At 67.6% G+C, this 22,884-nt stretch carries 23 protein-coding genes and 1 riboswitch; of the genes, 5 read left to right on the top strand and 18 right to left on the bottom strand.

Features of this window, described 5'->3' with window-relative positions:
* Window position 1 precedes the first annotated feature (1 nt).
* The 4 genes from AC07ZS_RS06045 to AC07ZS_RS06030 are packed head-to-tail and all read right to left on the bottom strand — an operon-like array spanning window position 2 to window position 4,490.
* Window positions 2-1,450: an NAD-dependent succinate-semialdehyde dehydrogenase gene (locus AC07ZS_RS06045; RefSeq protein WP_494797677.1), complete on the bottom strand. Its 1,449-nt coding sequence runs from the start codon at window positions 1,448-1,450 to the stop codon at window positions 2-4.
* Between the two features lie 23 nt (window positions 1,451-1,473).
* On the bottom strand, window positions 1,474-2,502 hold the full coding sequence (locus AC07ZS_RS06040) for a dihydrodipicolinate synthase family protein (RefSeq protein WP_494797676.1): 1,029 nt from the start codon (window positions 2,500-2,502) through the stop codon (window positions 1,474-1,476).
* Between the two features lie 24 nt (window positions 2,503-2,526).
* Window positions 2,527-3,507, bottom strand: a complete 981-nt coding sequence (locus tag AC07ZS_RS06035; RefSeq protein ID WP_494797675.1) for an ornithine cyclodeaminase family protein — start codon at window positions 3,505-3,507, stop codon at window positions 2,527-2,529.
* Window positions 3,504-4,490: a tripartite tricarboxylate transporter substrate binding protein gene (locus AC07ZS_RS06030; protein WP_494797674.1), complete on the bottom strand. Its 987-nt coding sequence runs from the start codon at window positions 4,488-4,490 to the stop codon at window positions 3,504-3,506. Before AC07ZS_RS06030 ends, AC07ZS_RS06035 begins: the two co-directional genes overlap by 4 nt.
* Window positions 4,491-4,664: 174 nt before the next feature.
* Here AC07ZS_RS06030 and AC07ZS_RS06025 point away from each other — a divergent pair, with 174 nt between their 5' ends.
* On the top strand, window positions 4,665-5,369 hold the full coding sequence (locus tag AC07ZS_RS06025) for a FadR/GntR family transcriptional regulator (RefSeq protein WP_291120630.1): 705 nt from the start codon (window positions 4,665-4,667) through the stop codon (window positions 5,367-5,369).
* A gap of 18 nt (window positions 5,370-5,387) precedes the next feature.
* On the opposite strand, the gene AC07ZS_RS06020 is transcribed toward AC07ZS_RS06025, so the two are convergent.
* On the bottom strand, window positions 5,388-6,668 hold the full coding sequence (locus tag AC07ZS_RS06020) for a hypothetical protein (RefSeq protein WP_494797673.1): 1,281 nt from the start codon (window positions 6,666-6,668) through the stop codon (window positions 5,388-5,390).
* A gap of 123 nt (window positions 6,669-6,791) precedes the next feature.
* Between AC07ZS_RS06020 and AC07ZS_RS06015 the strand changes: the two genes are divergently transcribed.
* Window positions 6,792-8,048 carry an Hsp70 family protein gene (locus tag AC07ZS_RS06015; protein WP_494797672.1) on the top strand — a complete coding sequence of 419 codons (1,257 nt, stop codon included), beginning with the start codon at window positions 6,792-6,794 and terminating at the stop codon, window positions 8,046-8,048.
* Here AC07ZS_RS06015 and AC07ZS_RS06010 read toward each other — a convergent pair whose 3' ends face one another.
* The 13 genes from AC07ZS_RS06010 to AC07ZS_RS05950 form a co-directional block, all read right to left on the bottom strand.
* A complete protein-coding gene (locus AC07ZS_RS06010; protein ID WP_494797671.1) occupies window positions 8,049-8,831 on the bottom strand; it encodes an amino acid ABC transporter ATP-binding protein in 783 nt (260 codons plus the stop codon).
* A gap of 20 nt (window positions 8,832-8,851) precedes the next feature.
* Window positions 8,852-9,508: an amino acid ABC transporter permease gene (locus AC07ZS_RS06005; protein ID WP_494797670.1), complete on the bottom strand. Its 657-nt coding sequence runs from the start codon at window positions 9,506-9,508 to the stop codon at window positions 8,852-8,854.
* A complete protein-coding gene (locus tag AC07ZS_RS06000) occupies window positions 9,505-10,152 on the bottom strand; it encodes an amino acid ABC transporter permease (RefSeq protein WP_494797669.1) in 648 nt (215 codons plus the stop codon). Before AC07ZS_RS06000 ends, AC07ZS_RS06005 begins: the two co-directional genes overlap by 4 nt.
* Window positions 10,153-10,161: 9 nt before the next feature.
* Window positions 10,162-10,998 carry a transporter substrate-binding domain-containing protein gene (locus AC07ZS_RS05995; protein ID WP_494797668.1) on the bottom strand — a complete coding sequence of 279 codons (837 nt, stop codon included), beginning with the start codon at window positions 10,996-10,998 and terminating at the stop codon, window positions 10,162-10,164.
* Between the two features lie 93 nt (window positions 10,999-11,091).
* Window positions 11,092-11,841: a hypothetical protein gene (locus AC07ZS_RS05990; RefSeq protein WP_494797667.1), complete on the bottom strand. Its 750-nt coding sequence runs from the start codon at window positions 11,839-11,841 to the stop codon at window positions 11,092-11,094.
* Window positions 11,842-11,848: 7 nt separating this feature from the next.
* Window positions 11,849-12,472 carry a cysteine hydrolase family protein gene (locus AC07ZS_RS05985; protein ID WP_494797666.1) on the bottom strand — a complete coding sequence of 208 codons (624 nt, stop codon included), beginning with the start codon at window positions 12,470-12,472 and terminating at the stop codon, window positions 11,849-11,851.
* Window positions 12,469-13,248, bottom strand: a complete 780-nt coding sequence (locus tag AC07ZS_RS05980; protein ID WP_494797665.1) for a creatininase — start codon at window positions 13,246-13,248, stop codon at window positions 12,469-12,471. Before AC07ZS_RS05980 ends, AC07ZS_RS05985 begins: the two co-directional genes overlap by 4 nt.
* 4 nt (window positions 13,249-13,252) lie before the next feature.
* The gene (locus AC07ZS_RS05975) at window positions 13,253-14,155 is read right to left on the bottom strand and encodes a DMT family transporter (RefSeq protein ID WP_494797664.1); all 903 of its coding nucleotides are present in this window, start codon (window positions 14,153-14,155) and stop codon (window positions 13,253-13,255) included.
* Window positions 14,152-14,901 carry an SDR family NAD(P)-dependent oxidoreductase gene (locus AC07ZS_RS05970; RefSeq protein ID WP_494797663.1) on the bottom strand — a complete coding sequence of 250 codons (750 nt, stop codon included), beginning with the start codon at window positions 14,899-14,901 and terminating at the stop codon, window positions 14,152-14,154. The genes AC07ZS_RS05975 and AC07ZS_RS05970 overlap by 4 nt, the downstream gene beginning before the upstream one ends.
* A complete protein-coding gene (locus AC07ZS_RS05965; RefSeq protein ID WP_494797662.1) occupies window positions 14,898-15,677 on the bottom strand; it encodes an SDR family NAD(P)-dependent oxidoreductase in 780 nt (259 codons plus the stop codon). The genes AC07ZS_RS05970 and AC07ZS_RS05965 overlap by 4 nt, the downstream gene beginning before the upstream one ends.
* 1 nt (window position 15,678) lies before the next feature.
* Window positions 15,679-16,689 carry a fatty acid desaturase family protein gene (locus tag AC07ZS_RS05960; RefSeq protein WP_494797661.1) on the bottom strand — a complete coding sequence of 337 codons (1,011 nt, stop codon included), beginning with the start codon at window positions 16,687-16,689 and terminating at the stop codon, window positions 15,679-15,681.
* Between the two features lie 6 nt (window positions 16,690-16,695).
* Window positions 16,696-17,721, bottom strand: coding sequence for an ABC transporter substrate-binding protein (locus AC07ZS_RS05955; protein WP_494797660.1), 1,026 nt, complete (start codon window positions 17,719-17,721; stop codon window positions 16,696-16,698).
* 52 nt (window positions 17,722-17,773) lie between these two features.
* A riboswitch (guanidine-I (ykkC/yxkD leader) is annotated at window positions 17,774-17,877 on the bottom strand.
* Window positions 17,878-18,050: 173 nt separating this feature from the next.
* Entirely contained in the window at window positions 18,051-19,598 is a 1,548-nt protein-coding gene (locus AC07ZS_RS05950; protein ID WP_494797659.1) for a hypothetical protein, read from the bottom strand.
* Window positions 19,599-19,742: 144 nt separating this feature from the next.
* Here AC07ZS_RS05950 and AC07ZS_RS05945 point away from each other — a divergent pair, with 144 nt between their 5' ends.
* Genes AC07ZS_RS05945 through AC07ZS_RS05935 form a run of 3 tightly spaced genes read left to right on the top strand, consistent with a single transcriptional unit; the run spans window position 19,743 to window position 22,665 of the window.
* Window positions 19,743-20,462, top strand: coding sequence for an endonuclease/exonuclease/phosphatase family protein (locus AC07ZS_RS05945; protein WP_494797658.1), 720 nt, complete (start codon window positions 19,743-19,745; stop codon window positions 20,460-20,462).
* Window positions 20,459-21,667 carry a cardiolipin synthase ClsB gene (gene clsB / locus AC07ZS_RS05940; RefSeq protein WP_494797657.1) on the top strand — a complete coding sequence of 403 codons (1,209 nt, stop codon included), beginning with the start codon at window positions 20,459-20,461 and terminating at the stop codon, window positions 21,665-21,667. The genes AC07ZS_RS05945 and clsB overlap by 4 nt, the downstream gene beginning before the upstream one ends.
* On the top strand, window positions 21,664-22,665 hold the full coding sequence (locus AC07ZS_RS05935) for a lysylphosphatidylglycerol synthase domain-containing protein (protein ID WP_494797656.1): 1,002 nt from the start codon (window positions 21,664-21,666) through the stop codon (window positions 22,663-22,665). The genes clsB and AC07ZS_RS05935 overlap by 4 nt, the downstream gene beginning before the upstream one ends.
* Window positions 22,666-22,884: the final 219 nt, after the last annotated feature.

Raw genomic sequence — 22,884 nt, 5'->3', positions numbered from 1 at the left:
GCTACCAGGTGACGGCGATGTACTTCGTCTCCATGTACTCGTGCATGCCCTCGGCTGCCCCTTCGCGGCCCAGGCCGCTCTGCTTCACGCCGCCGAACGGTGCGGCCGGGTCGGAGACCAGGCCCCGGTTCACCGCCACCATGCCGAACTCCAGGCGCTCGGCGATCTTGAGGCCTTGCGCCAGGTCGGCGCTGTAGAGGTAGGCGGTGAGGCCGTACTCGGTGTCGTTGGCGTGTTTCACCATGGCTTCCATGCCGCCCTTGACGCGCACGATGGGCGCGACCGGGCCGAACACTTCTTCCTTGAGGATGCGCGCGTCCAGCGGCACGTCGCCCAGCACCGTGGGTTCGTAGAAGTGGCCCGGGCCGGGCACTTTCTTGCCGCCGCAGAGGACCTTGGCGCCGCGTGAAACGGCGTCCTGCACGAGCTCGTCCACCTTCTTGCGGGTGGGCTCGTCCACCAGGCTGCCGACCTGGTGGTTTTCGTCCAGCCCGTGGCCGATGCGCAGGGCCTGCATGCGCTTGACGAACTCGGCGGTGAAGGCGTCGCAGACCGCATCGCCCGCGTAGAAGCGGTTGGCGGCGGTGCAGGCTTCGCCCATGTTGCGCATCTTGGCGATCATGGCGCCGTCCACCGCGTCTTTCACGTTGGCACCGTCGAGCACCAGGAAGGGCGCGTTGCCGCCGAGTTCCATGGGGGTCTTGAGCACCTGGTCGGCGGCGGCCTTGAGGAGCTTCTGCCCGACCTCGGTGGAGCCGGTGAACGAGACCAGGCGCACGCGCGGGTCGTGCAGCCACATGTCCACCAGCGCGCCCGACTTCGTGGTGGGCACGATGTTGACCACGCCCTTGGGCACGCCGGCCTCGGCCAGCAGGTCGGCCAGCGCGAGCATGCTCAGCGGCGTCATGCCGGCGGGTTTCACCAGCACGGTGCAGCCGGCGGCGAGCGCGGGCGCAATCTTGCGTGTGCCCATGGCCGCGGGGAAGTTCCAGGGCGTCACCAGCACCACCACGCCGATGGGCTGGTGCTGCACCAGGATGCGGTAGCCGCCGGCGGGTGCATGGCTCACGCTGCCCAGGTTGCGGCAGGCTTCTTCCGAATACCAGCGGAAGAACTCGGCCGCGTAGCGCACCTCGGCGCGGCTGTCGGCCAGGGGCTTGCCGTTTTCCAGGGTGATGATCCTGGCCAGCGGCTCCAGGCGTTCGATCATCAGCGCATGCACCTTGCGCAGCACCTCGGCGCGGGTGCGCGGGGGCGTGGCGCTCCAGTCGGGCAGGGCGGTGGCGGCGGCGTTCACCGCGGCCTGGCCGTCGTCCAGGCCGCCGTCGGCCACCTGGGCAATCACCTCGCCGGTGGCGGGGTCCGTCACATCAAAGCTTTTGCCGGTGCCGGCGGGCCGCCATGCGCCGTCGATGTAGAGCTGCGTGGGGCAGGGGGGAAGCTGGTGCATGCGCGTCTCCTGGAAAGGGCCGGTCAGCTCACCGTGGCCACGGGGTGGCGGCCGGTGAAGAAGTCGCCGTTGGGCAGGTCCGTCGGCGTGATGCCCGATTTGACCAGAGCCTGGCGCAAACTGTTCATGGTGCCTTCGTTGATGCGCATGGTGGGCTGGCGCAGCGGGCCGCCGTTGAAGCCGTTGAGCCAGCCTTCGTATTTCCACAGCATGCGGTTGAGGAACTGTGCCTGGGCCGAATAGGCATTGGCGGCGGCGCGGGCTTTGCGCGCCGGGTTGATCTGCCAGTACAGCGCGGTGGCCTCGTCGTATTTGTGCTCCTGCATCAGCTTGAAGATGCGCGGGATCATGCCGCCGTAGTACTCGGTGTCGCTGGTGCCGATGAACTGGATGGGCACGAGCTGGCCGAGCGCGAGCGCGAACTGCTCCAGCGGCATGGTGACCACCACTTCCTTGCTGAACAGGCGGTAGGCCTCCACCCAGCCCATGATGCTGGGCATGCCGCCTTCGGCCTTGAGGGCACAGATGTTGGGGCAGTCATCGAGCAGGCGGCGGATGAGGGCGGCGTCGATGTCGGAGGGGTGAACGCGGTCGAAGCCCCAGTGCGGCACCTGGAACAGCATCACCCCCAGGCTGGTGGCGTCGCAGAAGGCCTTGGTGTAGTCGTAAATGTCCTGCGAGGTGGCGGCGTAGAAGTTGGCCGGGTACGAGAGCAGGATGAGCGCGGCGCCCTGGCGCTCGGCGATCTTCGCGGCTTCGATGTTTTCCTCCAGCGTGTTGAAGCTGGCGTGGTGGATGAGCTGCAGCCGGCCCTGGGCCTCGTCGTTCGACCACTGGAAGAACTGTTCGTACTCGGCCAGGCTCATCGCCACTTCGGAGACCAGCAGCGTCCCCGAGAAACCGAGCTCGATTTCGTGGCGGATGTCGTGCCGGATGCCTTGTTCGTTCAAGCCCTTGAGGTCGGCCGTGAACGAGGGGATGACCACGTTGGCCACGCCCTTGAGGTGTGCGTGGGCCCATTCGCGTGCTTCGTGTCTTTTGTAGAGTGCCATGTTGGTGTTGGTCCTGGTGGTGGATTACTGTTTGTAGGAAAACTGGATGGGGAGCGTCACGGCCAGGCCGGCGGCGATGGCCCGTTCGTAGATGAGTTCGGCGGCCACGATGTCCTGCAGCGCGGAGCCGACGGACTTGAACATCGGCAGCAGCCCCATGTGCGCGATTTCGCCGCGCACCAGGGCGTTGAGCGAATGCATCTTGTGATCGAAGGCGATGCCCGCCGCGGTGGCGGCGCGCATGTCGCCGGACTCGTGGGCCACCTCGTCGGGCATGTCGCTCACGATGAGGTCGCAGCGCTCGATCACGCTCACGTCGATCTCGCGCTGCACCGGCAGCGTGGAGCCCACCGAGACGAGCAGCATGCCGGGCCGCAGCGCATCGGCGTGCAGGATGGGCGATTCGTCGTGCGAGCGCGCGGCGGCAATCGCCACGCTGGCACCGTCCAGCGCTTCGGCCGGCGTGGCAGCGGTGTCGCAGCGGATGCCGAGCGCGGCAGAAAAATCGCTCGCGAATTTCTCGCGGTTGGCGGGCGTGGGGCTGTACACGCGCAGGCTGTCCACCGGGCGCAGCGAGGCCATGGCCTGCACGTGCGAGCGCGCTTCGGCCCCGCTGCCCAGCACCCCCAGGCGCATCGGCCCCGGTGGGGCGAGTGCGTCCACGAACAGTGCGGAGGTGGCGGCGGTGCGGAAGGCGGTGATCTTGTTCGCGTCGATCAGCGCGCGGATTTCACCCGTGTCCTGCTCAGCCAGCGAGATGAGGTAGTTCATGCCCTTGTTGCGGCCGCGGCCGAACACCTTGGCGCCCATGAAGCGTTGGCCCGGCGGCACAGCGGCCAGGGCGCGCAGCGAGGCGTCGGGCCCCTTGGCGAAGGTGCGCGGCGGGCTGGTGCGATCGTCGTAGGGCTGGGCGTAGGCCGCGCGCAGCGCGGGGATGAGCGCGTCCCAGGTCATGAGCCGCTCAATGGCTTCCGTGCCGATGAACACCGGGTTCGTGGGGGTCATCGGGCCTTCCCTTGGGCTTCGCTCTGGGCAATGCGCCGCGTGATGACAGCGATGGACTTCACGTAGCCCGACCAGAAATTGGCGAACTCATTGCCCGCCACGTACTTCACCGCGCCCCCGGTCTGCGCGACCATCTGCCTGAACTCGGCGTCCTGCGCGGCGGCCTCAACGGCCTGGCGCAGCTTGCGCTCCACCGCCTCGGGCGTGCCGGCGGGGATGAACACCGCCGTGCCGGCCACGGTGTCGAAGTTGACGCCCTGGTCTTTCATGCGCGGCAGGCCGGCGGGTTCGGTCCAGGGCTCGTCGCCGGCCGTGGCGAGGTAGCGCAGGCGGCCGGCCTTCACTTGAGTGGCGGTGAGCGCGCGCGAGAGCAGGGCGAAATCCACCTCGCCCGCGATCAGTGCGTTGAGCAGTGGCCCGCCGCCCTGGTAGGGGATGTGGCGCGCGTCGATGCCGGCGGTGTCCACGAAGGCTTCGGAGCGCACGTGCACTTCGCCAAAGAAGCCGGTGGAGCCGAAGGTGAGGGCGTTGGGCCTGGCCTTGGCGGCGGCAATCAGCTCGCGAAAGCTCTTGTACGGGCTGGCCTCGGGCACCACCATCGCCACCGGCTCGGCGCTGAGCAGCGCCACGGGCGTGAGCTGGTCGAGCGTGAAGGGCGGTTTCTGCTTGTTGACCACGGCCTGTTCGGGCAGGCTGGCCACGCTCAGCAGCGAGAGCAGCAGGTGGTAGCCGTCGGCGGGTGCGTTGGCCACCTGGCTCACGCCGATGGCACCACCCGCGCCGGCCTTGTTCACCACCAGCACCGTCTGCTTGAGCGCGCGCTGCAGCGCGGGCTGCAGCGCGCGCGCCATGTTGTCCGCGGTGCCACCGGGCGGGAAGGGCACGATGAGGTTGATGGGCCGGTCGGGGTATTCCGCCTGGGCAGGGGCTATCGCCACGAGCGATGCGGCCGCAAGGATGGCCGCCAGAACCTGGGTCTTCATGCTGCTGGTCTCCTGGTTTTTGGGGAAAGGAATCCGCCAATTGGTTTAAATTGGTTTGTCATGATCTGCTTTGGTTCAACTTTATGGCAGGTCGGTTGCCTTAAAGATCGGGGATTACCCGGTGTTTTGAGGCCATTGGTCTAAACCAATTGAGTCCAATCTAGAATGCGCGGCATGACGAACACCGCTTCATTGCAGATCAAGACGGACTCCATGGAGTCCCTGCGCATGGAACTGCTCAAGGGCCTGCAGAGTGGCAGCTGGCCGCCCGGCAGCCGCCTGCCCACCGAGCGCGACCTGTGCGCCACCTTCGGCGTGAGCCGCTCGGGGCTGCGGCGCGTGCTGGCCGAGTTGCGCGAGCAGGGACTGATCACGCAGAAGGTGGGCAGCGGAACCTATGTGGCGGAGAAACCCGGCAAGGCCGAGGTCGGGGCGGGGCGTTTTCTGGCTGTGCCCTCAGTGAGCCCAGCCGAGCTGATGGAGGCACGGCTGCTGCTGGAGCCGATGCTGGTGGACCTCATCGTGAACAACGCCACCACGGCGGATTTCGATCGGCTGGAGGACTGTTGCGCGCGGGCCGAGGCGGCGCAGACGCTGGAAGAATTCGAGAAGCTCGACAGCGCCTTGCACGAGCAACTCGCGCTGGCCACACAGAACGCGCTGTTCATCAGCGTGTTCCGTCTGATGGCCGAGATTCGGGACAGCGGCGAGTGGGGCTTTCTGAAAGAAAAGGTGCTGACGGCCGAGCGGCGCGCCGTGCTGCAGAAGGAGCACCGCCAGATCGTGGCCGCGCTGCGCCAGCGCGACGTGGACACGGCACGCCGCGCGATCTTTGACCACCTGGCACAGGCGCGGCTGAATCTGCTCTGGCGCATCTGACGGCGCCCTTCTCACGGGTCAGCGCTGCTCGTTTGGCAGCAGCGTGAGGAGTGTGGCTCTTTGGTCGGGCTGCAGCTTTTCGATGACTGCTCGTGTCTTTTTCACCAACTTCGCCGTGCTTCCAGGACCCGCATGGCCTGAATCACAGTACGTGCTCAGCAAGTGCGTCCAGCTGCGCAAGTCTCGGTCAGGCAACCCCTCAACGTCGATCGACTGGAATAGTTCGAGCAGCTTGTTACCCGCCCTTGAATACATTGGGGAATTTGTCGTGGCCCGGACAGTGGCCTCCAGAGGGGCGAAGCGCCATTCCGGTTGTGGGAGCTGCCCAATGGCGTCCAACATGCTCGAGTGCCGTAGGTGAGGGCAATAATTCCACGCAAATTTCCAGGATGCAAGACTGGGTGCCAGTGCCGTCAATGGCGTGACCTGAAATTCAGGTCCCAGGGTGACGATGGTGTTCATCAACATCTTGAACTCTGAGATACCCACTTCCGGCCGTGCATCGACGGCCCGGGCAAGGCCCTCCAGAGCGAGCATCCGCTGGTGAGGGTCGGACAAAGCCTGGGTGTCCGAGAGCAATTGCCAGAACACTTTGGAGCGGACTTCCCCAGAAAGCTGGTGAAGCTGCGAAGCCTGGATGGCGATCCACCTGCCGGTCTTGTTGAGGTAGTGCCCCACGTGTTTGCTGGTCAGCTGGAGGCGGAGAAAGGTCTTGTCGTCCACGAAATCCGATACGTGTCGATGGATGGCGTTGAGCTTGTGCAACTCACCCAAGCCCTTCAAATACGCTCCACGCTGTGTACAGGAGAGCTCTTTCTGCCAGTTGTCCATCAGCGCTTTCTGTTGATCAGATGCGTGGGCGCGTTGCCTGCCGATCTCTTCGAAGTAGCGCCCGCTCTTGCCCGCGTAGAGGGTGCCGTAAAGAAGGTCTTCCAACGGGCCGTTGCGTTGCGTTTGCAACAGCTTGCGAAAGAGGTCGGCATGGTCGACGAACTCGCGTTCCTCGCAGACGTCGAGCCGTTGCTCAAGGGACAGTGTGTCCAGCCAGTGGTCGATGATGTCCCTGTGTTCTGGGCTGGCCCGGCTGTATTGCTGCCCCACCGCCAGGATCATCCGGGGATCGCTGTCGCTGCGAGCGCCCTCAAGCAGCACCCCAAGGGCGCCGTCGTGCTGTTGTTCCAGGGCTTGGCTCAGCAGTTGGGAGAACTGCTCCCGTCTGTCCGGCCGATGCGATCCGTCGTTGAGGAAGTCCGGTGAGACGAAAGCGGATGTGGTGGGAGTGCAGGTGACGTGGTTCATATTGGTCGGGATGGTGTGATGAAGATAGCCAAGTGGTCCATCGAGGCAGATGGTTCGTTTGCATAAGAAGAATCGACACGGTGGCAGAATCGCGCCTCTTCATCGGCAGCCTTCTTTTCCTTCATGCACTTTCATTCACCCGGCACGCTGGGCATCGACTTCGGCACGTCCAACTCCGCCGTCTCCTGGGCCGAACCCAATGGCCTCTCACGGCTGCTGCCGATGGAAGGCGCGGCCACGAACCTGCCCACGGCGGTGTTCTTCAACGCCGAGGACCGCCTCACGCACTTCGGCCGCGATGCGGTGGCGCAGTACCTTGCCGGCACCGAGGGGCGCCTGCTGCGCTCGCTCAAAAGCCTGCTGGGCAGCCCGCTGCTGAATGAATCCACGGCGGTGAACCACCAGCAGGTGAGCTTCCAGCAGATCGTGGAGATCTTCCTGGCCGAGCTGCGAGAGCGCGCGGCCCGCACGCTGGGCCATGCACCCACGCGCGTGGTGATGGGCAGGCCCGTGCATTTCGTGGACGACGACTCCGCGCGCGACGCGCAGGCCCAGCAGTCGCTGCACGAGGCGGCGCTGGCGGTGGGCTTCGAGGCCGTGTCGTTCCAGTTCGAGCCCATCGCTGCCGCACTGGACCACGAGCGCCGCCTCACGCGCGAAAGCCTCGTGCTGGTGGTGGACGTGGGCGGGGGCACATCGGACTTCACCGTGGTGCGCCTGGGCCCACAGCGCATGGCCCAGGCCGACCGCAGCAGCGACGTGCTGGCCACGTCAGGCGTGCACATTGGCGGCACGGACTTTGACCAGCGTTTGAGCCTGGAGCGCGTGATGCCGCTGCTGGGCTACCGGCACCATGGGCCGCAGGGGCGCGAGGTGCCCAACCGCGTGTTCATGGACTTGTCCACCTGGCACCTGATCCAGTGGCTGTACCTGCCGCGCGCGATCAGCCAGGCGCAGGGGCTGCGCGTGAACTACACCGACGTGCAGCTGCACCAGCGCCTGATGCGGGTGCTGCAGCAGCGCGACGGGCACCGCATCGCGCACGAGGTGGAACAGGCCAAGATTCGCTGCTCGCAGCAGGACGCGCCGACCACGGTGGATCTCTCGGGTGTGGAGCCCGGGTTGGAGGCCGGGCTCGCCCCTGGCGACATGGCCGCGCACCTGGACGCGCTGCTGGCGCGCGCGGTGCAGTGCGCGCGCGAGTGCGTGCAGCGCGCCGGGCTGGGCGATGCCTCGCTGGACGCGATCTACCTCACCGGTGGTTCGTCGGCTCTGCGGCCTTTCCAGCTCGCGCTGCAGGCGGAGTTTCCTGGCGTGCCGCTGGTGGAGGGTGATCTGTTCGGCGGCGTGGCGTCGGGGCTGGTCTACTCGCGGGGGTGATCAGGCCGCCGCAGTCCGCCCTTCGGCGTAGCGCTGCAGAAACTGCCGGCCGCGCTCGGTGGCAGGCGCCGAGAAGAACTGCTCGGGCGTGCCGGTCTCGACCACCACGCCCCGGTCCATGAAGACCACGCGGTTCGCGGCTTCGCGGGCGAAGGCCATTTCATGGGTCACCACCACCATGGTCATGCCCTCGCGCGCCAGGTCGCGCATGACGGCGAGCACCTCGCCCACCAGCTCGGGGTCGAGCGCGCTGGTGGGCTCGTCGAACAGCATCAGCGCGGGTTTCATGGCCAGGGCGCGCGCAATGCCCACGCGCTGCTTCTGGCCGCCAGAGAGGCGGGCGGGGAACACATCTCGCTTGTCGTGCAGGCCCACGCGGCGCAGCAGCGCTTCGGCCTCGGCGCGCACCTCGTCTTTGGGCCTTCGCTGCACATGCACCGGCGCTTCCATCACGTTCTGCAGCACGGTGAGGTGCGGCCACAGCGCGAATTGCTGGAACACCATGCCGATGCGGGTGCGCACCTGCGCGAGCTGCCGGTCGTTCATCACCACGCCGCCGGAGGTGATCCCGATGGGCTGGCTGTCCAGCAGCACGCGACCGCCGTCGGGCCGTTCGAGCCAGTTGATGCAGCGCAGCAGCGTGGACTTGCCGGAGCCGGACGGGCCGAGCAGGCACACGGTTTCGCCGCGCTGCACGTTGAAGGAAATGTCTTCCAGCACGCGCAGGCTGCCGAAGCTCTTGTTGAGCGAGACGACGCTGAGAAGGGGGATGAGCGTGGGCATGGTCGGTTCCGGAAAGCCACTCAACGGCGCGCCTCGGCCAGGCGCCCGACGGCGCAGACGCCGGCTTCCACCACCAGGCACAGCGCCCAGTACAGCAGCACGGCGGTGACGAAGGCCGCAAAAGGGATGAAGTGCCGCGACTGGATGGAGTTCACCGCGTTCGTGAGTTCGGGCAGCGTGATGATGGTGAGGAAGGCGCTGTCCTTGATGATCTGGATCACCTGGTTGCCCAGCACCGGTGCGCTGGACAGGGCCAGCGGCGGCAGCACGACCCGCCGGAACAGGCCGAAGCCGCTGTAGCCGAACGCGAGGCCCGCCTCGATGGGCGCGCGCGGCTGCGCGGCCCAGGCTGCGCGCAGGATCTCCGCCATGTAGGCCGCGTGGTAGACGGTGAGCGCCAGCAGGCCGGCGCTCCAGGCATCGAACTGCAGCCCGAGCGAGGGCAGGCCGTAGTAGACGATGTAGGCGAACAGCAGGAAGGGTGTGCAGCGCGCCGCGTCCACGAACACTTTGGCGGGCGCGGCCAGTGCCTTCTTCGGGCTCATGAGCAGCATGGAGAGCAGGGCGCCCAGCGCCAGGCCGGCCAGTGCGGCCAGCAGCGAGAGCAGCACGGTGTTGCCCAGGCCGGAGAACAGCAGCCCGCGCTCGGACCACACGGTGGCGAAGTCGGCCATCATGCGGCAGCCTCACGGCGCGCCATGAGGCGCTCCACCCAGCGCTGCGCGCTCACCAGCGCGAAGACGATGGGCACATAGATGGCCAGGGCCACCAGGAAAGGCGGCAGCGGCTCGTAGGTCTGCGCGCCGATGCGCACGGCCGCGCGCGTGATGTCCACCACGCCCACCACGGCCAGCACAGGGGTGAGCTTGATCAGCAGCGACATCTCGTTGATGAGACCGGGCAACGCCGTGCGCGCGATCTGCGGCAGCACGATGCGCCGAAAGCGCAGCGCGCGCCCCATGCCGACCGACTGCGCGGCTTCGATCTGGTCTTTGGGCAGGTCCAGCAGCGCGGCGCGCCACACCTCGCAGTTGAACGCGGCGGTGTTGAGCGTGAGCGCCAGCAGGCCGGCCGTGACCGGCCCCAGCGAGATCCCGGCGCTGGGCAGGGCGAAGAACAGCAGCAGCACCAGCGTGACCAGCGGCGTGGCCCGCAGCAGGCTCACGTACACCGCCACCGCCGGGTTGAGCAGCGGCACCTTGCCCCAGCGCAACAGCGCCAGGCCCAGCCCCAGCGGCAGGCCCAGCGCGATGCCGGCGACCGACAGCAGCAGCGTGGTCAGCGCGCCGTGGAAGATCGTCAGGACATCGGCCAGGCTCATGCGCGGCGATCAGTTTTCCGGCGTGTAGCTGGCGGGCAGGTTGAAGGACTCGCCGAACCACTTCTTCTGCAGGGCGGGCATCACACCGTTGGCCTTTTGCGCGGCGATGAAGTCGTTCATGAACTTCTGCAGCTCGGTATTGCCCTTCTTCATGGCCCAGGCGGGGTAGGCCTTGCCCGATACCGGCTGACCCAGCTCGAACACGCCGGGCTTCTCGCTCACCAGCGCCTTGAGGTTGATGACGGTGTTGATGACGTAGTCGGTGCGTTTGAGCGCGAGGTCCTGGTAGGCCTCGGGGTAGGATGCGTATTCCACGACCTTGCCGATCTTGCCGCCGTCCTTGGCCAGCATGGCCTGCAGCTCGGGAAGGCGGCTGAGGAAGGCGCTGCCGGTCTGCACGCCCACGGTCTTGCCGTTGAGGTCCTTGATGGACTTGATGCTGCTGTCGTCCTTGCGCTTGACGTAGTAGTGCGTGGCGTCGGCGATGGGGCTGCTGAAGTCCAGCGACTGCGTGCGCTCCTTCGTCATCAGGATGGCGCTGATGGCGATGTCGTACTTGCCGGTGGCGACGCCCGCCAGGATGCCGGGCCAGGGCAGGATCTCCTGGCGGATCTCGAACGGTGCGTACTTGCGCAGCGCATCGACCATCTCGTGGTTGAAGCCGGTGGGCTTGCCGTCCTTGATGAATTCAAACGGTTTGAAGTCGTCCTCGGTGACGACGACCAGGTAGCCGCGCTTCTTGATTTCATCGAGGTTGGCGGCCTGTGCCGTGCCGGCCCACAGGGCAAGCGGGAGCAGCAGGGCGGCCAGCGCGGCGCGGCGGTTGAACGGGGTGGTGGATGGCATGGTGGAACTCCTGGTGGGTGTTGATCGCATCGCTTTCAGCGCAAGTTGCATGCCCGCAAGCGCGCACACCTGCGGTGCGCGGGGGGCCGCATCTCAGTCGGGTGCGTGCCACTCGAGCACGCGCCAGATCGACCGCAGCCCTTCGCTTTTCACGGTCGCCTGTGTGTCGTTCGCGCGGGCCAGCGTGCAAGGCCTGGCGCTGCCTTCGAGGGCGGGCTGCGTGGCGCGTTCGATCGCCCACGCGCCGTCGCGCCACGTGCCGAACGCGATCTCGAAGTCCAGCAGCGCGTCGGCACCGGCCGCGTGGCGCTGCACCACCTGGGCCAGGGTGTCGTCGGGCGCGGTGCCGGCGGGCCAGGGCACGGCGCGTGGCCGCAGGTGCATGAGGTACTGGCCGCTCACGAGCAGGCGTTCGGCCGTGGGCTCGCCTGCGGCATCCAGCGCGGCGAGCGCGATGCGTTGGCCGGTGGAGCCGGGCAGGCGTTCCCACACTTCGAGGTAGGTGCCGTGGATGCCGGTCTCGATCACGCGATCCGGCGTCTCGAACACCATGTGGCCCGCATCGGGCGTGCTGCGCGGAGGCTGGAAGTCGATCGTCCTTTGCCAGGTGCAGACCTCGGGCAACGCCGGGTCGGGGCGGGTGATGGCGGTGGTGCCGGCAAAGCCCTGTTGCTGCGCGCGGCCGGCGGGGGTGCTTCGATCGGCGCCGGCGGGCACGCGCAGGTCGCCGTGCCACAGACCGGTCTGGAGCCAGTGCACCCAGCTGGTGGTGTCGCGGCCCTCGGGCGTTTCAAGCAACGTGCGTTGCCACACGCCGTGGTAGCGGTCGGGGATGGAGATCATGGTGGCTTCAGGCACCGAGTTCGGCCACCACCTCGGCGGTGCTGCGCACGCGGCCGAAGATACCGCCTTCCACGTCGATCATGGCCAGCGCGGGCGCCTGCAGCGCGGGGTGGCTGGCGGCCGTGGCGTCGCCCACGGTGGTGCAGGTGAAGCCTCGGTCCACCGCCTCGCGCAAGGTGGAGTGCACGCAGACCTCGGTGGTCACGCCGCAGAGGATGAGCCGGTCCACTTCCTGTGCGTCGAGCAGTTGCGCGAGGCGCGTCTGGTGGAAGGCGCCGTAGCCAGGCTTGTCGATCACGAACTCGCCGGCGGCGGGTTTGAGGGCGTCCACGAAGTCGTGGCCTTGTTCGCCGCGCACCAGCAACCGGCCCAGCGGCCCCTGGCTGCCGATGGCCGCGCCGGCGGCGGTGCTGCGCGCGAGCTTGGCGGGTGGGCAGTCGCTCAGGTCGGGCAGGTGGCCTTCGCGCGTGTGCACCACCACCAGGCCCTTGGCGCGCGCGGCGGTCAGCAGCTGCTGGATGCGGGCAATGGGTTCGCGCAGGCGCTGCACGTCCATGCCGGCGGTGTCGGCGTAGCCGCCGGGGCTGCAGAAGTCGCGCTGCATGTCGATCACGATGAGCGCCGTGGTCATGCGGCGGGTCTCTCGAAACCGGTGCGCACGGCCTCGGCCATGCGGCGCGCCACCTCGTCGGCCAGCAGTTTGCCTTTCACCGCGTCCGAGCCTTTGGCGGACGAGAGCACGCCGGAGGCGGGCACCCAGTCGGTGCGCGGCGGGTACATCTCGTAGGGCGGGAAGTCGGCTGGCCCGTCGTCGGGCAGCAGGTCCATGCGCACGAGGTTGGGATGGTAGTGCAGCATCATGGAGGTCTCCAGCACGGCGGCGTGTTCGAGCGCGAAGCCGGGGAAGCCGTCGGGGAACACGTCGCCCAGGGTCTCGGGCGTCATGAAGTCCCAGTACTCCAGGCGCATCACCTGCAGCTTCGCGCCGGGGCCGAGGTCGCGCAGGCCGAGGTCGATGCCTTCGATCAGGAACCACTGGTTCTCGTAGTGGCCGTTGACGATCACGAGTTTCGTGAGGCCGTGGCGCGCGAACTCGCGCACCGCATCGCGCACCTGACCGATGAGGGTGGCGGCGTCCACGCTGGTGGTGCCGCAGAAGTGCTGGCCGCCGCCGCACTTGGGCTGGGATTTGTAGCCGTAGGAGAGCGTGGGCGCCACCAGGCCGCCGACCAGCGCGGCGGTGTCCGCGGCGACGGCGCTGGAGAGCAGGCCGTCGGTGCCCAGGGGCAGGTGCGGGCCGTGCTGTTCGAGCGCGCCCACGGGCAGCAGCACGGGCGGCTGGTCTTTTTGTACGCGGGCCTGGTAGTCCAGCCACGAAAGCTGGTTCATCCACACGGTGTCGGTCATCGGGTCATCCTCCTGTCGGGGCGGGTTGGGGTCGGGGTTCGGTCGTCCGGTTGTCCAGGGCTTCCACCAGCGCGGCCACGGCAATGAGCGTGCCGCCGGCCCAGCCCATGGGCGTGAGGGTTTCGCCGCCGAACCACAGCGCGGTGAGCACGGCCACCACGAGTTCGGCCAACAGGATCACGCCGGCCCGGCTGCTTTCCAGGTGGGTCACACCGAATTGCCAGGTGGCCGTGGCCAGCAGCAGCCAGACGAAGCCGTAGGCCAGCACCGCGAGCCACACGCCGGCGGACAGGGCGGGCAGGCCGTGGCCCACTGAGGCGGTGACCGCCAGCGAGATGGCGCCGCAGCCGACGAAGACCGCGAAGGTCTTGCTCTGCAGGGGCACGCCCTGCGCGGCGCGGGCGAGGAGGTTGTTGCCCGCGAAGGCCAGGCCGGCGGAGAGCGCGAGCCCATCGGACAGCGAGAGCGACCAGTCCACCGCGCCCGGGCCGCCCAGCACCAGCCACAGGCCCACGATGGCCGCGCCCACGGCGGCCCAGCGCGTGGGCGGGATGCGCTCCTTCAGGAACAGCCAGCCGCCCAACACCGACCACACGGGCGAGAGGTAGAACAGGAACATCACGCGCACCACGTCGCCCACCATGAGGGCGTTGACGAAGGAGGTGTTGGCCCAGCCGCCCACCAGCGCGAGCGCCAGCAGCCAGACCCCGTGCGCGCGCCAGGCCGCGCGCTCGCGCCAGATGAAGACCAGCGCGCACAAGCCCACCGCGCCGTACGAGACGAGCGAGACCACCGGCCCGCTCAGGCCCTGCGCGATGAACCACTTCAGCGGCATCCAGGACAGGCCCCAGAGCGAGGCCGAGAACAGCAGCACGCCGGTGGCGAGGCGGTCGGAAACCACCCTCATGGCATCACCGATCCGCCGTTGGGTCCCAGCACCTGGCCGCAGTAGAAGCGCGAGAGGTCGCTGGCGAGGAAGAGCGCGGTGGCCGCGATCTCCTCGGGCTCGGCCACGCGGTGCTGTGGGATCGCCAGCTCCTTCTCGATCCACTCGGGGCTCATGTTCTCCAGCGAGACCATGGCGGTGTTCACCGGGCCGGGGGCGATGGCGTTGACGCGGATGCCGCGCGGCGCGAACTCGCGCGCCAGCGAGCGGGTGAGCCCGATCACGCCGGCCTTGGCCGCGCAGTAGGGCGCGTACAACTCCCGGCCCAGGATGCCGAGGTCGGACGCGAGGTTGACGATGACGCCGCTGCCGCGCGCCACCATGCCCGGCAGCACGGCGCGCGAGGTGAGGAAGACCGATTTGAGATCGACGCCGAGCATCCGGTCCCAGTCGGCTTCGGTGGTGTCGAGGAAAGGTTTCTCCTGGATGATGCCGGCGTTGTTGACCAGGATGTGGACTTCGCCCGCTTCGGCCGCGAGGCGCTGCACCGCGTCGGCGCGGCTGACGTCGGCGTCGATCGCGAAGGCCTCGCCGCCCTCGCGCTGGATCGTCTGCACCACGGCCTGCGCGGCCTCGGCCTGCCCCAGGTGGTTGACCACCACGCGCGCGCCGGCCTGCGCGAACAGGATCGCGATGGCGCGACCGATGCCGGTGGCCGCGCCGGTGACCAGCGCGGTCCTGCCTTGAAGGGAAAGCGCGTGCTTCATGCCATCACCTCGCCGTGGCTGGCCACCAGGCACTGCCCGGTGAGCGGAGCCGCGCCGTCGCTGGCGAGGAAGAGGAACACGCCGGCGAGGTCGTCGGGCGTGAGCATCACGGGCCGGGCCTGTTTCGAGAGGATCTCGCGCTCCACCTCGGCTTCGCTGCGGCCCTGTTCCTGCGCCATGGCGGTGAGCGAGCGCAGCGCGGCGGCCGTGCGCACCCAGCCGGGGCAGACCGCGTTGACGCGGATGCCGCGCGGGCCGAGTTCCAGCGCGAGCGAGCGCGTGAGGCCGACCACCGCGTGTTTGCTCGCCGCGTAGGCCGAGAAACCGGCCACGCCGATGCGGCCCCAGATCGAGCTCTGGTTGATCACGCTCGCGCCGCGCGGCAGCACCGGCAGCAGGGCCTGCGTGAGCCGCACCATGGAGCCGACGTTGTTGTCCAGCAGGCCGGACCAGCGCGCCATGGCTTCGGGCGATCGGTCGGCCAGCGGTGTGGGGTATTCGGTGCCGGCGTTGTTCACCAGCACATCGAGCGTGCCCCAGCGCTCGCGCACCTGCTGGGCAATGCGCGCGATCTGCGCGGGGTCGGCCAGGTCGCACACGGCGGCGGTGGCGTCGAGCTCGGCGCTGAGCACGGGCAGGGAGGTGTCGGCCCGGTCGAGCAGCATCAGCCGCGCGCCCTGCGCGGCGAAGGCCCGCGCCAGCGCGCTGCCGATGCCGCCGGCCGCGCCGGTGACGAGCACGGTCTTGCCTTCCAGGCCGTAGCGGACAGCGGCCATGTCAAACAGCCGTCAGGAACGACACACCGACGGCGCCCAGGAAGCCATCGGCACGGCCCGGCGTGCCCGGGGGCTGCACCGCGCCGTAGTTGCTGGCCAGCACGCGCCTGACGCGGTTGATGTGGAAGCTGCGCAGCAGCTCGCGCACCGTGACCACCTGCGCATAGTCGGCCGGGTACAGCTCGCGGTGGAAAGCCGGCAGGCGGTACCAGGGGGCGGTGGGGCGCTCGTGGTGCGCGTTGTGGAAACCGAAGTTGAGCCACACCAGGTTGAGCCACTTGGCGTCCAGGCTCACCACGTCGCTGAAGGTGTTGGCCTGCTCGTAGACGCGGTCGCGCACCTTGTCCTTGGGAATGGGCGTGTCGTCGAGGATGGGGTAGGCGTCGTAGGTGTGCTGGAAGCAGTCGGCAAAGCGCAGCACGGTGACGAAGATCAGGTAAGCCAGCGCGTAAAGCACCAGCGCCTTGAGCGACCACCAGCCCAGCGCCACCCAGGCGGCAATGCGCACCAGCGCGATGCCGATCACGCGGCCGCGCGCGGCTTTCTTCTTCTCACCCATGAAGGGCATGGCGATCACGAAGCCGCGCATGACGAACTCCACCGCCGGGACGTAGGCCCATTCCAGCGCCAGCACGGTGCGGCGGATGACGGGGTGGGCGCGCAGGAAGGCCTGGGCGTCGAAGGTGATCACATCGGCGCGCTCGACGTGGTGCCGCATGTGCTTGCGGCGCAGGTCGGCGAAGCTGGCGAAGCAGCTGCCGTTGATCCAGCTCATGAGCGTGCCCCAGCGCTCGTTGGCCTGTGGCGTCTTGAAGATCGCGTAGTGCGCGAACTCGTGGATGAAGTAGGCCGACCACACCAGGGTCTGCGCCACCAGCAGCACGCCCAGCGCGTTGAGCCAGCCGTTGGCCTGGCCGAGCAGGACGATGCCTGCGGGCCAGCCCAGCAGCGTGAAGGCGAGGGCGGCCACGTTGGGCCACACGCCGTCCTCATAGCGGAACACCGATGTCATGGCGGCTTACTTCGCGACCATGGCCTTGACGAGGCCGGCGTCGAACGTGGCTTCGGTGGCGGGGATCGTGGTGATCTGGCCCTTGGCCTTGAGCAGCTGGGCGATGATGTCGCCGCTGGCGTAGTACGAGGTGGTTTCCTTCGCGGGCAGGAAGGCCTTGGGCATCTCGGCCAGCGGGATGTTGTAGACGCCGGTGAGCTGTTCCTTCACCTCGGCGGCGGACACGCCCATGAACTTGCCGATGATCTTGTGCGCCTCGGCCGGCTTGGCCTTCATGTAGGCCATGCCGTCGAGGTAGGCCTTCATGATGCCGGTGATCTCGGCCGGCTTGGCCTTGATGACCTTGTCGTCGAACACCAGCACGTCGGCGATCAGGCCGGGCGCGTTCTTCGAGGAGAACACCACCTTGAACTTCTTGCCGCCACCCTGGCCGAGGATCTGCGACAGGCTGGGCTCGTAGGTCACGCCGATGGGCAACTGGCCCGAGGCCATGGCGGCCGGCACGGCTTCAGGCGTCATGCTCACCGGGGTGATGTCCTTCTCGCTCAGGTTCACCGTCTTGAGCGCGTAGGAGAGCAGGAAGTCGCTCGGCGAGAGCGGGTTGTAGCCGATCTTCTTGCCTTTGAAATCAGCCACCTTGGTGATGCTGCCGTCGGCCACGATGGCGTCGCCGCCGTTGGAGTAATCGATCGGCATCACCACCTTCATGTTGCGGCCCGCCGCCACCTGGCCCACCACCTGGTCGTAGGTCAGCATGCCGCCGTCCACCGCGCCCGAGGCGATGGCCGCCGGGATCAGCGCCGGGTCGTTGAAGACCTGCAGCGAGACCTTGAGGTTGTATTTCTTGTAGAGGTCCAGGGCTTCGGCCACATAGAACGGGCCGTAGCCGATCCACACCACGGTGGCGATCTTCATGGGGGCGGGTGCCTGCGCGAACGCGCCGGCGGCGGCCAGCGACAGGGCCAGGCCCAGGGCGGGCTTGAGGAAGTGGTTGCGCCGGGAGGGGGATGCAGGGAGGGCGGTGCTGTTCATCAGAGGACTCCATGGGTTGGTGGGACGCGCAGGAAGAACCGATCTGTGATCGTTCTCCCGGGCTTTTGTCCCTCCGTGGAGCCTGCGATGAGGCCGGCACACTCTCGGACCAGACACCACGCACCCTGCGTGGTCGGAACCCTAGTGCACCTGAGTGCCGAGCTGTCTCGGGGCGGACCCCAGATCGCTCTTCTTGCGGTGTCTGTGTGAGCAGAAAGCGTGCCAGCGGTTTCCGGGGACTTTGTCGCTGGCCATGCACCAAAAGAAGGGTGAGCCGCTGCCACCGGGTGCGCTCAGGTGCGCCGGGGTGCCCTGGCTTGGTGCGGTGACTAGATGCCCCGTTCGTTGCTGAGCAACTGACCCATTTCCGCGCGCGATTCAGATGGCAGCAGGTGCAGTTGCTCTTCCAGGGTCTGCAAGGCCCTCTGCCGTTGTGGGGATGCTTCCAGCGCCACGGCGAATTTCAGCAAGTTCTTGAATGCCTCTGCGATCGCGTCTTTCGGCACCACCCCAAGGGCCCGTACCCATCGATCGAAGTCCGATGGTTTCAGCACGCCCTCATTCAGCGACAGCTGGATGTGCCATGCCTTGCGAAATCGGCCCGAAATTTCATGGGGTGGCAACGCTTTCAGGGTCTTCAACCACTGCGCCAACAGGGCTGCCCGCTGTGAACGAGATGGCACGCTTTGAATCTCCCTGAGCAAGCCATCGCAGGGTTTCAAGGCGGCATCGCCCCAGACGAGAGGATGAGCCGCGTACGCGATCAGCCTGCTCAAATGGTCGGTCTGTTGCTCGTTCAGTTTGCGCGTGTCTTTCAGTGCTGCGTCAAAGCGGATCCCTCGAAACCCTGAAAAGGCAATCATCCTGGCCTCGATTCTCAGCAGCGTGGCCTCCATGTCGGATGGCTTGCGGGACTTGATGTCGGCGAAGATGGCATACACGTTGGCGTCAATGTCACGTTTTACGCTCTGCCTTTCGTAGTTCTTTCCGTAGGTATGGCTTGCCGCCGCGTCCAACCAGGCCAGCAGGAGTTTGGTGCACTGCTCTGTCGGGGTGAGTTTCAGGATGTGACCGTGCACCATGTTCAGCACGAACCAGCTGTCGCGCTCCGACAAGACTCCTTTGGTCTGCAGGGGCAGGCGAATGTGATCGCGAGGGGTGTTGTTCTCCAACACCGCTCGGGTGAGTAGATACACCAGGGCGGTCAATGGCAGCACTTGCCCATGCGGCTCCATCAAAGAAATTTGCTTCAAAACCGAAAGGATCCTGAGGCCCCGCAGGTTTTTGGGTATTTCGGGTAGTTTGGGAATGGTCGAAATCAATCTCAGCCAGGCCCGGATCTGGAGCCTCCCGGGGGGCAGGGCCGAGATCTGCGTGACCAGGCCGTCGAACACCTTCAGGTCTTGCTTTGGGTCAGATCCTTTGATCAGAGAGGCCTTCCGCAACAGCGTCGTGGCGTCTTCGAGTTCTTTGGTCTGAACCGGATTGAACTTGTGCAGGATGTTCCGAACGCTGTGGCTGGTGTCATACAGGTTCTTGAAATCATTGAACTCAAGGTAGGGCGGGAGCAGCCGGGTGGTCTCCATCAGCACACGGCGGTGGTTTCTTCCTCGTTCAAAGGCACGGTTCTGCTGGGTGTTCAGGGTTTCGCACCATTTCTGGATCGCATCGCTCTGATCTTCATTGGCATCGGCGAATTTCCAACCGACCTGTTCGATGTCGACGACATGGAGGCTGTCCCCAAGCTCCTGGAGCAGTTGGTTCAGCTCGGTGGCGTCGGGGTGCTGAAACGACTGATCGAGCCGCAGGGCGACAGGCCGATGCTGGGGCACTTCGAGGAAAGGGGTGTTGCGGAGGTCTGAAGGCAGGTGGATCATGGGATGAAGTGGGTTGTGATGGCCCGCACTGAGTCGCGATCGGTGCCATCGAGTTCACTCCCCCGAGCGGACGGCCTGTGTGCCTGCGCGTGAATGCGCGTTTGTCTGACAGAGCGGGGGTCGCTGCCTTGCCTAGCATGGGCCATGCAGGTACTCACCGTGAACATCCACAAGGGCTACGACGTTTTCAACACCCGCTCCGTGCTGCACGGGTTGCGCGATGCCGTGCGGGCCATGGGCAGCGACATCGTCTTTCTGCAGGAAGTGAAGGGCGGCAGCGGGCGGAGCGCCGCGCAATACGAGTTCCTGGCCGACGAGATCTGGCCGCAGCATGCCTATGGCCGCAACGCCGTGGCCGAGGGGCTGGACCACGGCAATGCCGTGATGTCGCGCTTTCCGGTGCTGCACAACGAGAACCACGACCTCTCCATCCACGGCTTCGAGCCGCGCGGCATGCTGCACTGCGTGCTGGACGTGCCGGGCCTGGGGCAGGACATGCACGTGATGTGCGCGCACCTGGGCTTGCGCGAATCGCACCGGCGCGAGCAGCTGGGCATGATCTGCGACATCGTGAGCCGCTACGTGCCGCCCGATTCGCCGCTGGTGGTGGCGGGCGACTTCAACGACTGGCGCCTTCGCGCCGACGAGTTGCTGGCGCCCAGCGGCCTGCGTGAGGTGTTTCGCCAGGCGCACGGCCACCACGCGCGCAGCTTCCCTGCCGGCTTTCCCCTGCTGCGGCTGGACCGCATCTACGTGCGCGGCGTGGCGCGCGCCTTGCCGGTGCCCATGCCGCGCCGTCCCTGGGCCCGCCTGTCTGATCACGCACCGCTGGCCGCCGACATCCATCTGGAGGTCACACCATGAATTCCCATTGGGTGCCCGGCAACCGCATCACGCTGCTGGAGAACGGCGAGGGCTACTACCCGCGTGTGTTCGAGGCGATCGCCGCCGCTGAAAAAGAGGTGCTGCTGGAGACCTTCATCCTGTTCGACGACAAGGTGGGCCGCCAGTTGCACGAGGCCCTGCTGAAGGCCGCGCAGCGTGGCGCCCAGGTGCATGTGCTGATGGACGGCTGGGGTTCGCCCGACCTGCCGGCCTCGTTCACGCAACCGCTGCTGGAAGCCGGCGTGCATTTGCGCGCCTTCGAGCCTGCGCAGTGGGTGCTGGGTGCGCGCGTGAACCTGCTGCGCCGCATGCACAACAAGATCGTGGTGGTGGACGGCAAGGTGGCGTTTGTCGGTGGCATCAATTACTCGATCGACCACCTGATGGAGTTCGGCGACTTGTCCAAGCAGGACTACGCGGTGGAGGTCGAGGGGCCCCTGGTGGGGCAGATCCAGGCCTTCTGCCGCGCCAACGTCGAAGCCCCACAGCCGGCGCGCGGCCAGTGGCTGCGTCGCTGGCGCGCAGGCCTTCGCCGCAAGGGCCTGGGGGCCGTGACCGGCGACGGGGCGCTGGCCGCCTTTGTCACGCGCGACAACAACGAACACCGCAGCGACATCGAGCGCCACTACCGCGCCGCCATCCGCAGCGCGCGGCAGCGCATCCTGATCGCCAACGCCTACTTCTTCCCCGGCTACCGTTTTCTGCGCGACCTGCGCCGCGCCGCGCGCCGGGGGGTGCAGGTGGATCTGTTCCTTCAGGGGCGCCCCGACATGCAGTGGGTCAAGCGGGCCAGCGAGCTGCTGTACCGGCACCTCATGCGCGCCGGGGTGAACATCTACGAATACAACGAGCGCCCGCTGCACGGCAAGGTGGCCGTGGTGGACGACATCTGGGCCACCGTGGGGTCGAGCAACCTGGACCCCACCAGCCTGAGCCTGAACCTGGAGGCCAATGTGGTGGTGCGCGACGAGGCCTTCGCGCGCCACCTGCGCGGGCGCATCGACGAGCTGCTGCAAACCTGCTGCCAGCGTGTGGAGCTGCCCACGCCGGGTCGGCTGCAGTCGGCCTGGATCGCGGTGCGCAGCCTGGTGGTGTTCCACGCGCTGCGGCGTTTCCCCGACTGGACGCGCAAGACCTCGGCCCGCGAGCCGCGCGTGGTCGCCATGACCGTGGACCCCTCATGAGTCCCGCCCGGCAGCAGGCCTGGCGCTGGACGAAGCGCGTGGCGCCCTGGGCCCTGGCCGCGCTGGTGCTGGCCCTGGTGGCGCAGCAGGCGCGGGCGGTGGACTGGTCGCAGGTGTGGGTATCGCTGCGGCAGTTGCCGCCGTGGCGGCTGGCCCTGGCGGTCGGCCTCGCGGCGCTGAGCTGCACGGTCTACGCCGGCTTCGACCTGGTGGGGCGCCATCTCACGCGCCACGGGCTGCCGGTGCCGCGCACGCTGGGCGCCGCCGCCATCAGCTACGCCTTCAACCTCAACTTCGGCGCGCTGGTGGGCGGTTTAGCGATGCGGCTGCGCCTGTACACGCGCTGGGGCGTGGCCGCGGCCACGGTGGCCAAGGTGATCGCGCTGAGCATGACGACGAACTGGCTGGGTTACCTGTGGGTGGCCGGCGGCGTGCTGCTGTGGTCGCCGCCGGTTCTGCCGGCCGGGTGGGCCCCGGGCGACGCCGTGTTGCGCAGCCTCGGCGCGGCGATGGTGGGGCTGGCGCTGGCCTACCTGGTGCTGTGCGCGGTGTCGCGCCGCCGCACGCTGCGGTGGCGCCACCACGAGCTGGCGCTGCCGGGCGGCCGCCTGGCGCTGGTGCAGGCGCTCGCGGGCGGTGCGAACTGGGTGCTGATGGGCGGCATCGTGTGGCTGCTGTTCGCCGGGCGGGTGGATTTCGCCACGGTGCTCGGCGCGCTGCTGATGGCCGCCGTGGCCGGTGTGGTCACGCACGTCCCGGCGGGCCTGGGGGTGCTGGAGGCGGTGTTCGTGGCCACGCTCAGCGGCGCGCTGCCCACGGCCGAGGTGCTGGCGGTGGTGCTGGCCTACCGCGCGGCCTACTACCTGCTGCCGCTGGCCCTGGCGCTGCCGGCCTACGCCTGGAGCGAGGCGGCGGCAAGGCGCGGCGGCGGCAAGCGCCGCCAGGGCGTCGAGAAGGCTTCGCGCCCGGCCCTTCGGCGCAGCGGCCGACCGACCTGACGGCCTGAGCGGTCGCCGGGAACCGGGGCCGCCGTTCCAGATCAGACCCTGACACCCCATCGGGGCGCGCACCGTCCTGGGGCGGGCCGGCCGGGATGCGGTTTTTCTCGGAACCTGGCTTTTTTGGAGGCCCCTCGGTGCGTTTACATTCCAGACATGTTTGCATGCGCACAATGGCAGGTTGCCGAAGCAACTGCCGTCGTCTCGCCGCATTCCCAC

The organism is Hydrogenophaga sp. GW456-12-10-14-TSB4, from assembly GCF_059424305.1.
Note: the sequence above shows the minus strand (reverse complement) of the source record. Positions and strands in the feature narration are given on the sequence as shown.

Excerpts from the sequence above, each read along its gene's own strand:
- AC07ZS_RS06010 (WP_494797671.1), bottom strand. The coding sequence starts at position 8,831 with ATGCCCACGCTCATCCCCCTTCTCAGCGTCGTCTCGCTCAACAAGAGC.
- AC07ZS_RS05945 (WP_494797658.1), top strand. The coding sequence starts at position 19,743 with ATGCAGGTACTCACCGTGAACATCCACAAGGGCTACGACGTTTTCAAC.
- AC07ZS_RS06035 (WP_494797675.1), bottom strand. The coding sequence starts at position 3,507 with ATGACCCCCACGAACCCGGTGTTCATCGGCACGGAAGCCATTGAGCGG.
- AC07ZS_RS05965 (WP_494797662.1), bottom strand. The coding sequence starts at position 15,677 with ATGGCCGCTGTCCGCTACGGCCTGGAAGGCAAGACCGTGCTCGTCACC.
- AC07ZS_RS05960 (WP_494797661.1), bottom strand. The coding sequence starts at position 16,689 with ATGACATCGGTGTTCCGCTATGAGGACGGCGTGTGGCCCAACGTGGCC.
- AC07ZS_RS05950 (WP_494797659.1), bottom strand. The coding sequence starts at position 19,598 with ATGATCCACCTGCCTTCAGACCTCCGCAACACCCCTTTCCTCGAAGTG.
- AC07ZS_RS06015 (WP_494797672.1), top strand. The coding sequence starts at position 6,792 with ATGCACTTTCATTCACCCGGCACGCTGGGCATCGACTTCGGCACGTCC.
- AC07ZS_RS05970 (WP_494797663.1), bottom strand. The coding sequence starts at position 14,901 with ATGAAGCACGCGCTTTCCCTTCAAGGCAGGACCGCGCTGGTCACCGGC.
- AC07ZS_RS06000 (WP_494797669.1), bottom strand. The coding sequence starts at position 10,152 with ATGAGCCTGGCCGATGTCCTGACGATCTTCCACGGCGCGCTGACCACG.
- AC07ZS_RS06030 (WP_494797674.1), bottom strand. The coding sequence starts at position 4,490 with ATGAAGACCCAGGTTCTGGCGGCCATCCTTGCGGCCGCATCGCTCGTG.
- AC07ZS_RS05975 (WP_494797664.1), bottom strand. The coding sequence starts at position 14,155 with ATGAGGGTGGTTTCCGACCGCCTCGCCACCGGCGTGCTGCTGTTCTCG.
- AC07ZS_RS06025 (WP_291120630.1), top strand. The coding sequence starts at position 4,665 with ATGACGAACACCGCTTCATTGCAGATCAAGACGGACTCCATGGAGTCC.
- AC07ZS_RS06020 (WP_494797673.1), bottom strand. The coding sequence starts at position 6,668 with ATGAACCACGTCACCTGCACTCCCACCACATCCGCTTTCGTCTCACCG.
- AC07ZS_RS06040 (WP_494797676.1), bottom strand. The coding sequence starts at position 2,502 with ATGGCACTCTACAAAAGACACGAAGCACGCGAATGGGCCCACGCACAC.
- AC07ZS_RS05980 (WP_494797665.1), bottom strand. The coding sequence starts at position 13,248 with ATGACCGACACCGTGTGGATGAACCAGCTTTCGTGGCTGGACTACCAG.
- AC07ZS_RS06045 (WP_494797677.1), bottom strand. The coding sequence starts at position 1,450 with ATGCACCAGCTTCCCCCCTGCCCCACGCAGCTCTACATCGACGGCGCA.
- AC07ZS_RS05995 (WP_494797668.1), bottom strand. The coding sequence starts at position 10,998 with ATGCCATCCACCACCCCGTTCAACCGCCGCGCCGCGCTGGCCGCCCTG.
- AC07ZS_RS05990 (WP_494797667.1), bottom strand. The coding sequence starts at position 11,841 with ATGATCTCCATCCCCGACCGCTACCACGGCGTGTGGCAACGCACGTTG.
- AC07ZS_RS05985 (WP_494797666.1), bottom strand. The coding sequence starts at position 12,472 with ATGACCACGGCGCTCATCGTGATCGACATGCAGCGCGACTTCTGCAGC.
- clsB (WP_494797657.1), top strand. The coding sequence starts at position 20,459 with ATGAATTCCCATTGGGTGCCCGGCAACCGCATCACGCTGCTGGAGAAC.
- AC07ZS_RS05935 (WP_494797656.1), top strand. The coding sequence starts at position 21,664 with ATGAGTCCCGCCCGGCAGCAGGCCTGGCGCTGGACGAAGCGCGTGGCG.
- AC07ZS_RS05955 (WP_494797660.1), bottom strand. The coding sequence starts at position 17,721 with ATGAACAGCACCGCCCTCCCTGCATCCCCCTCCCGGCGCAACCACTTC.
- AC07ZS_RS06005 (WP_494797670.1), bottom strand. The coding sequence starts at position 9,508 with ATGATGGCCGACTTCGCCACCGTGTGGTCCGAGCGCGGGCTGCTGTTC.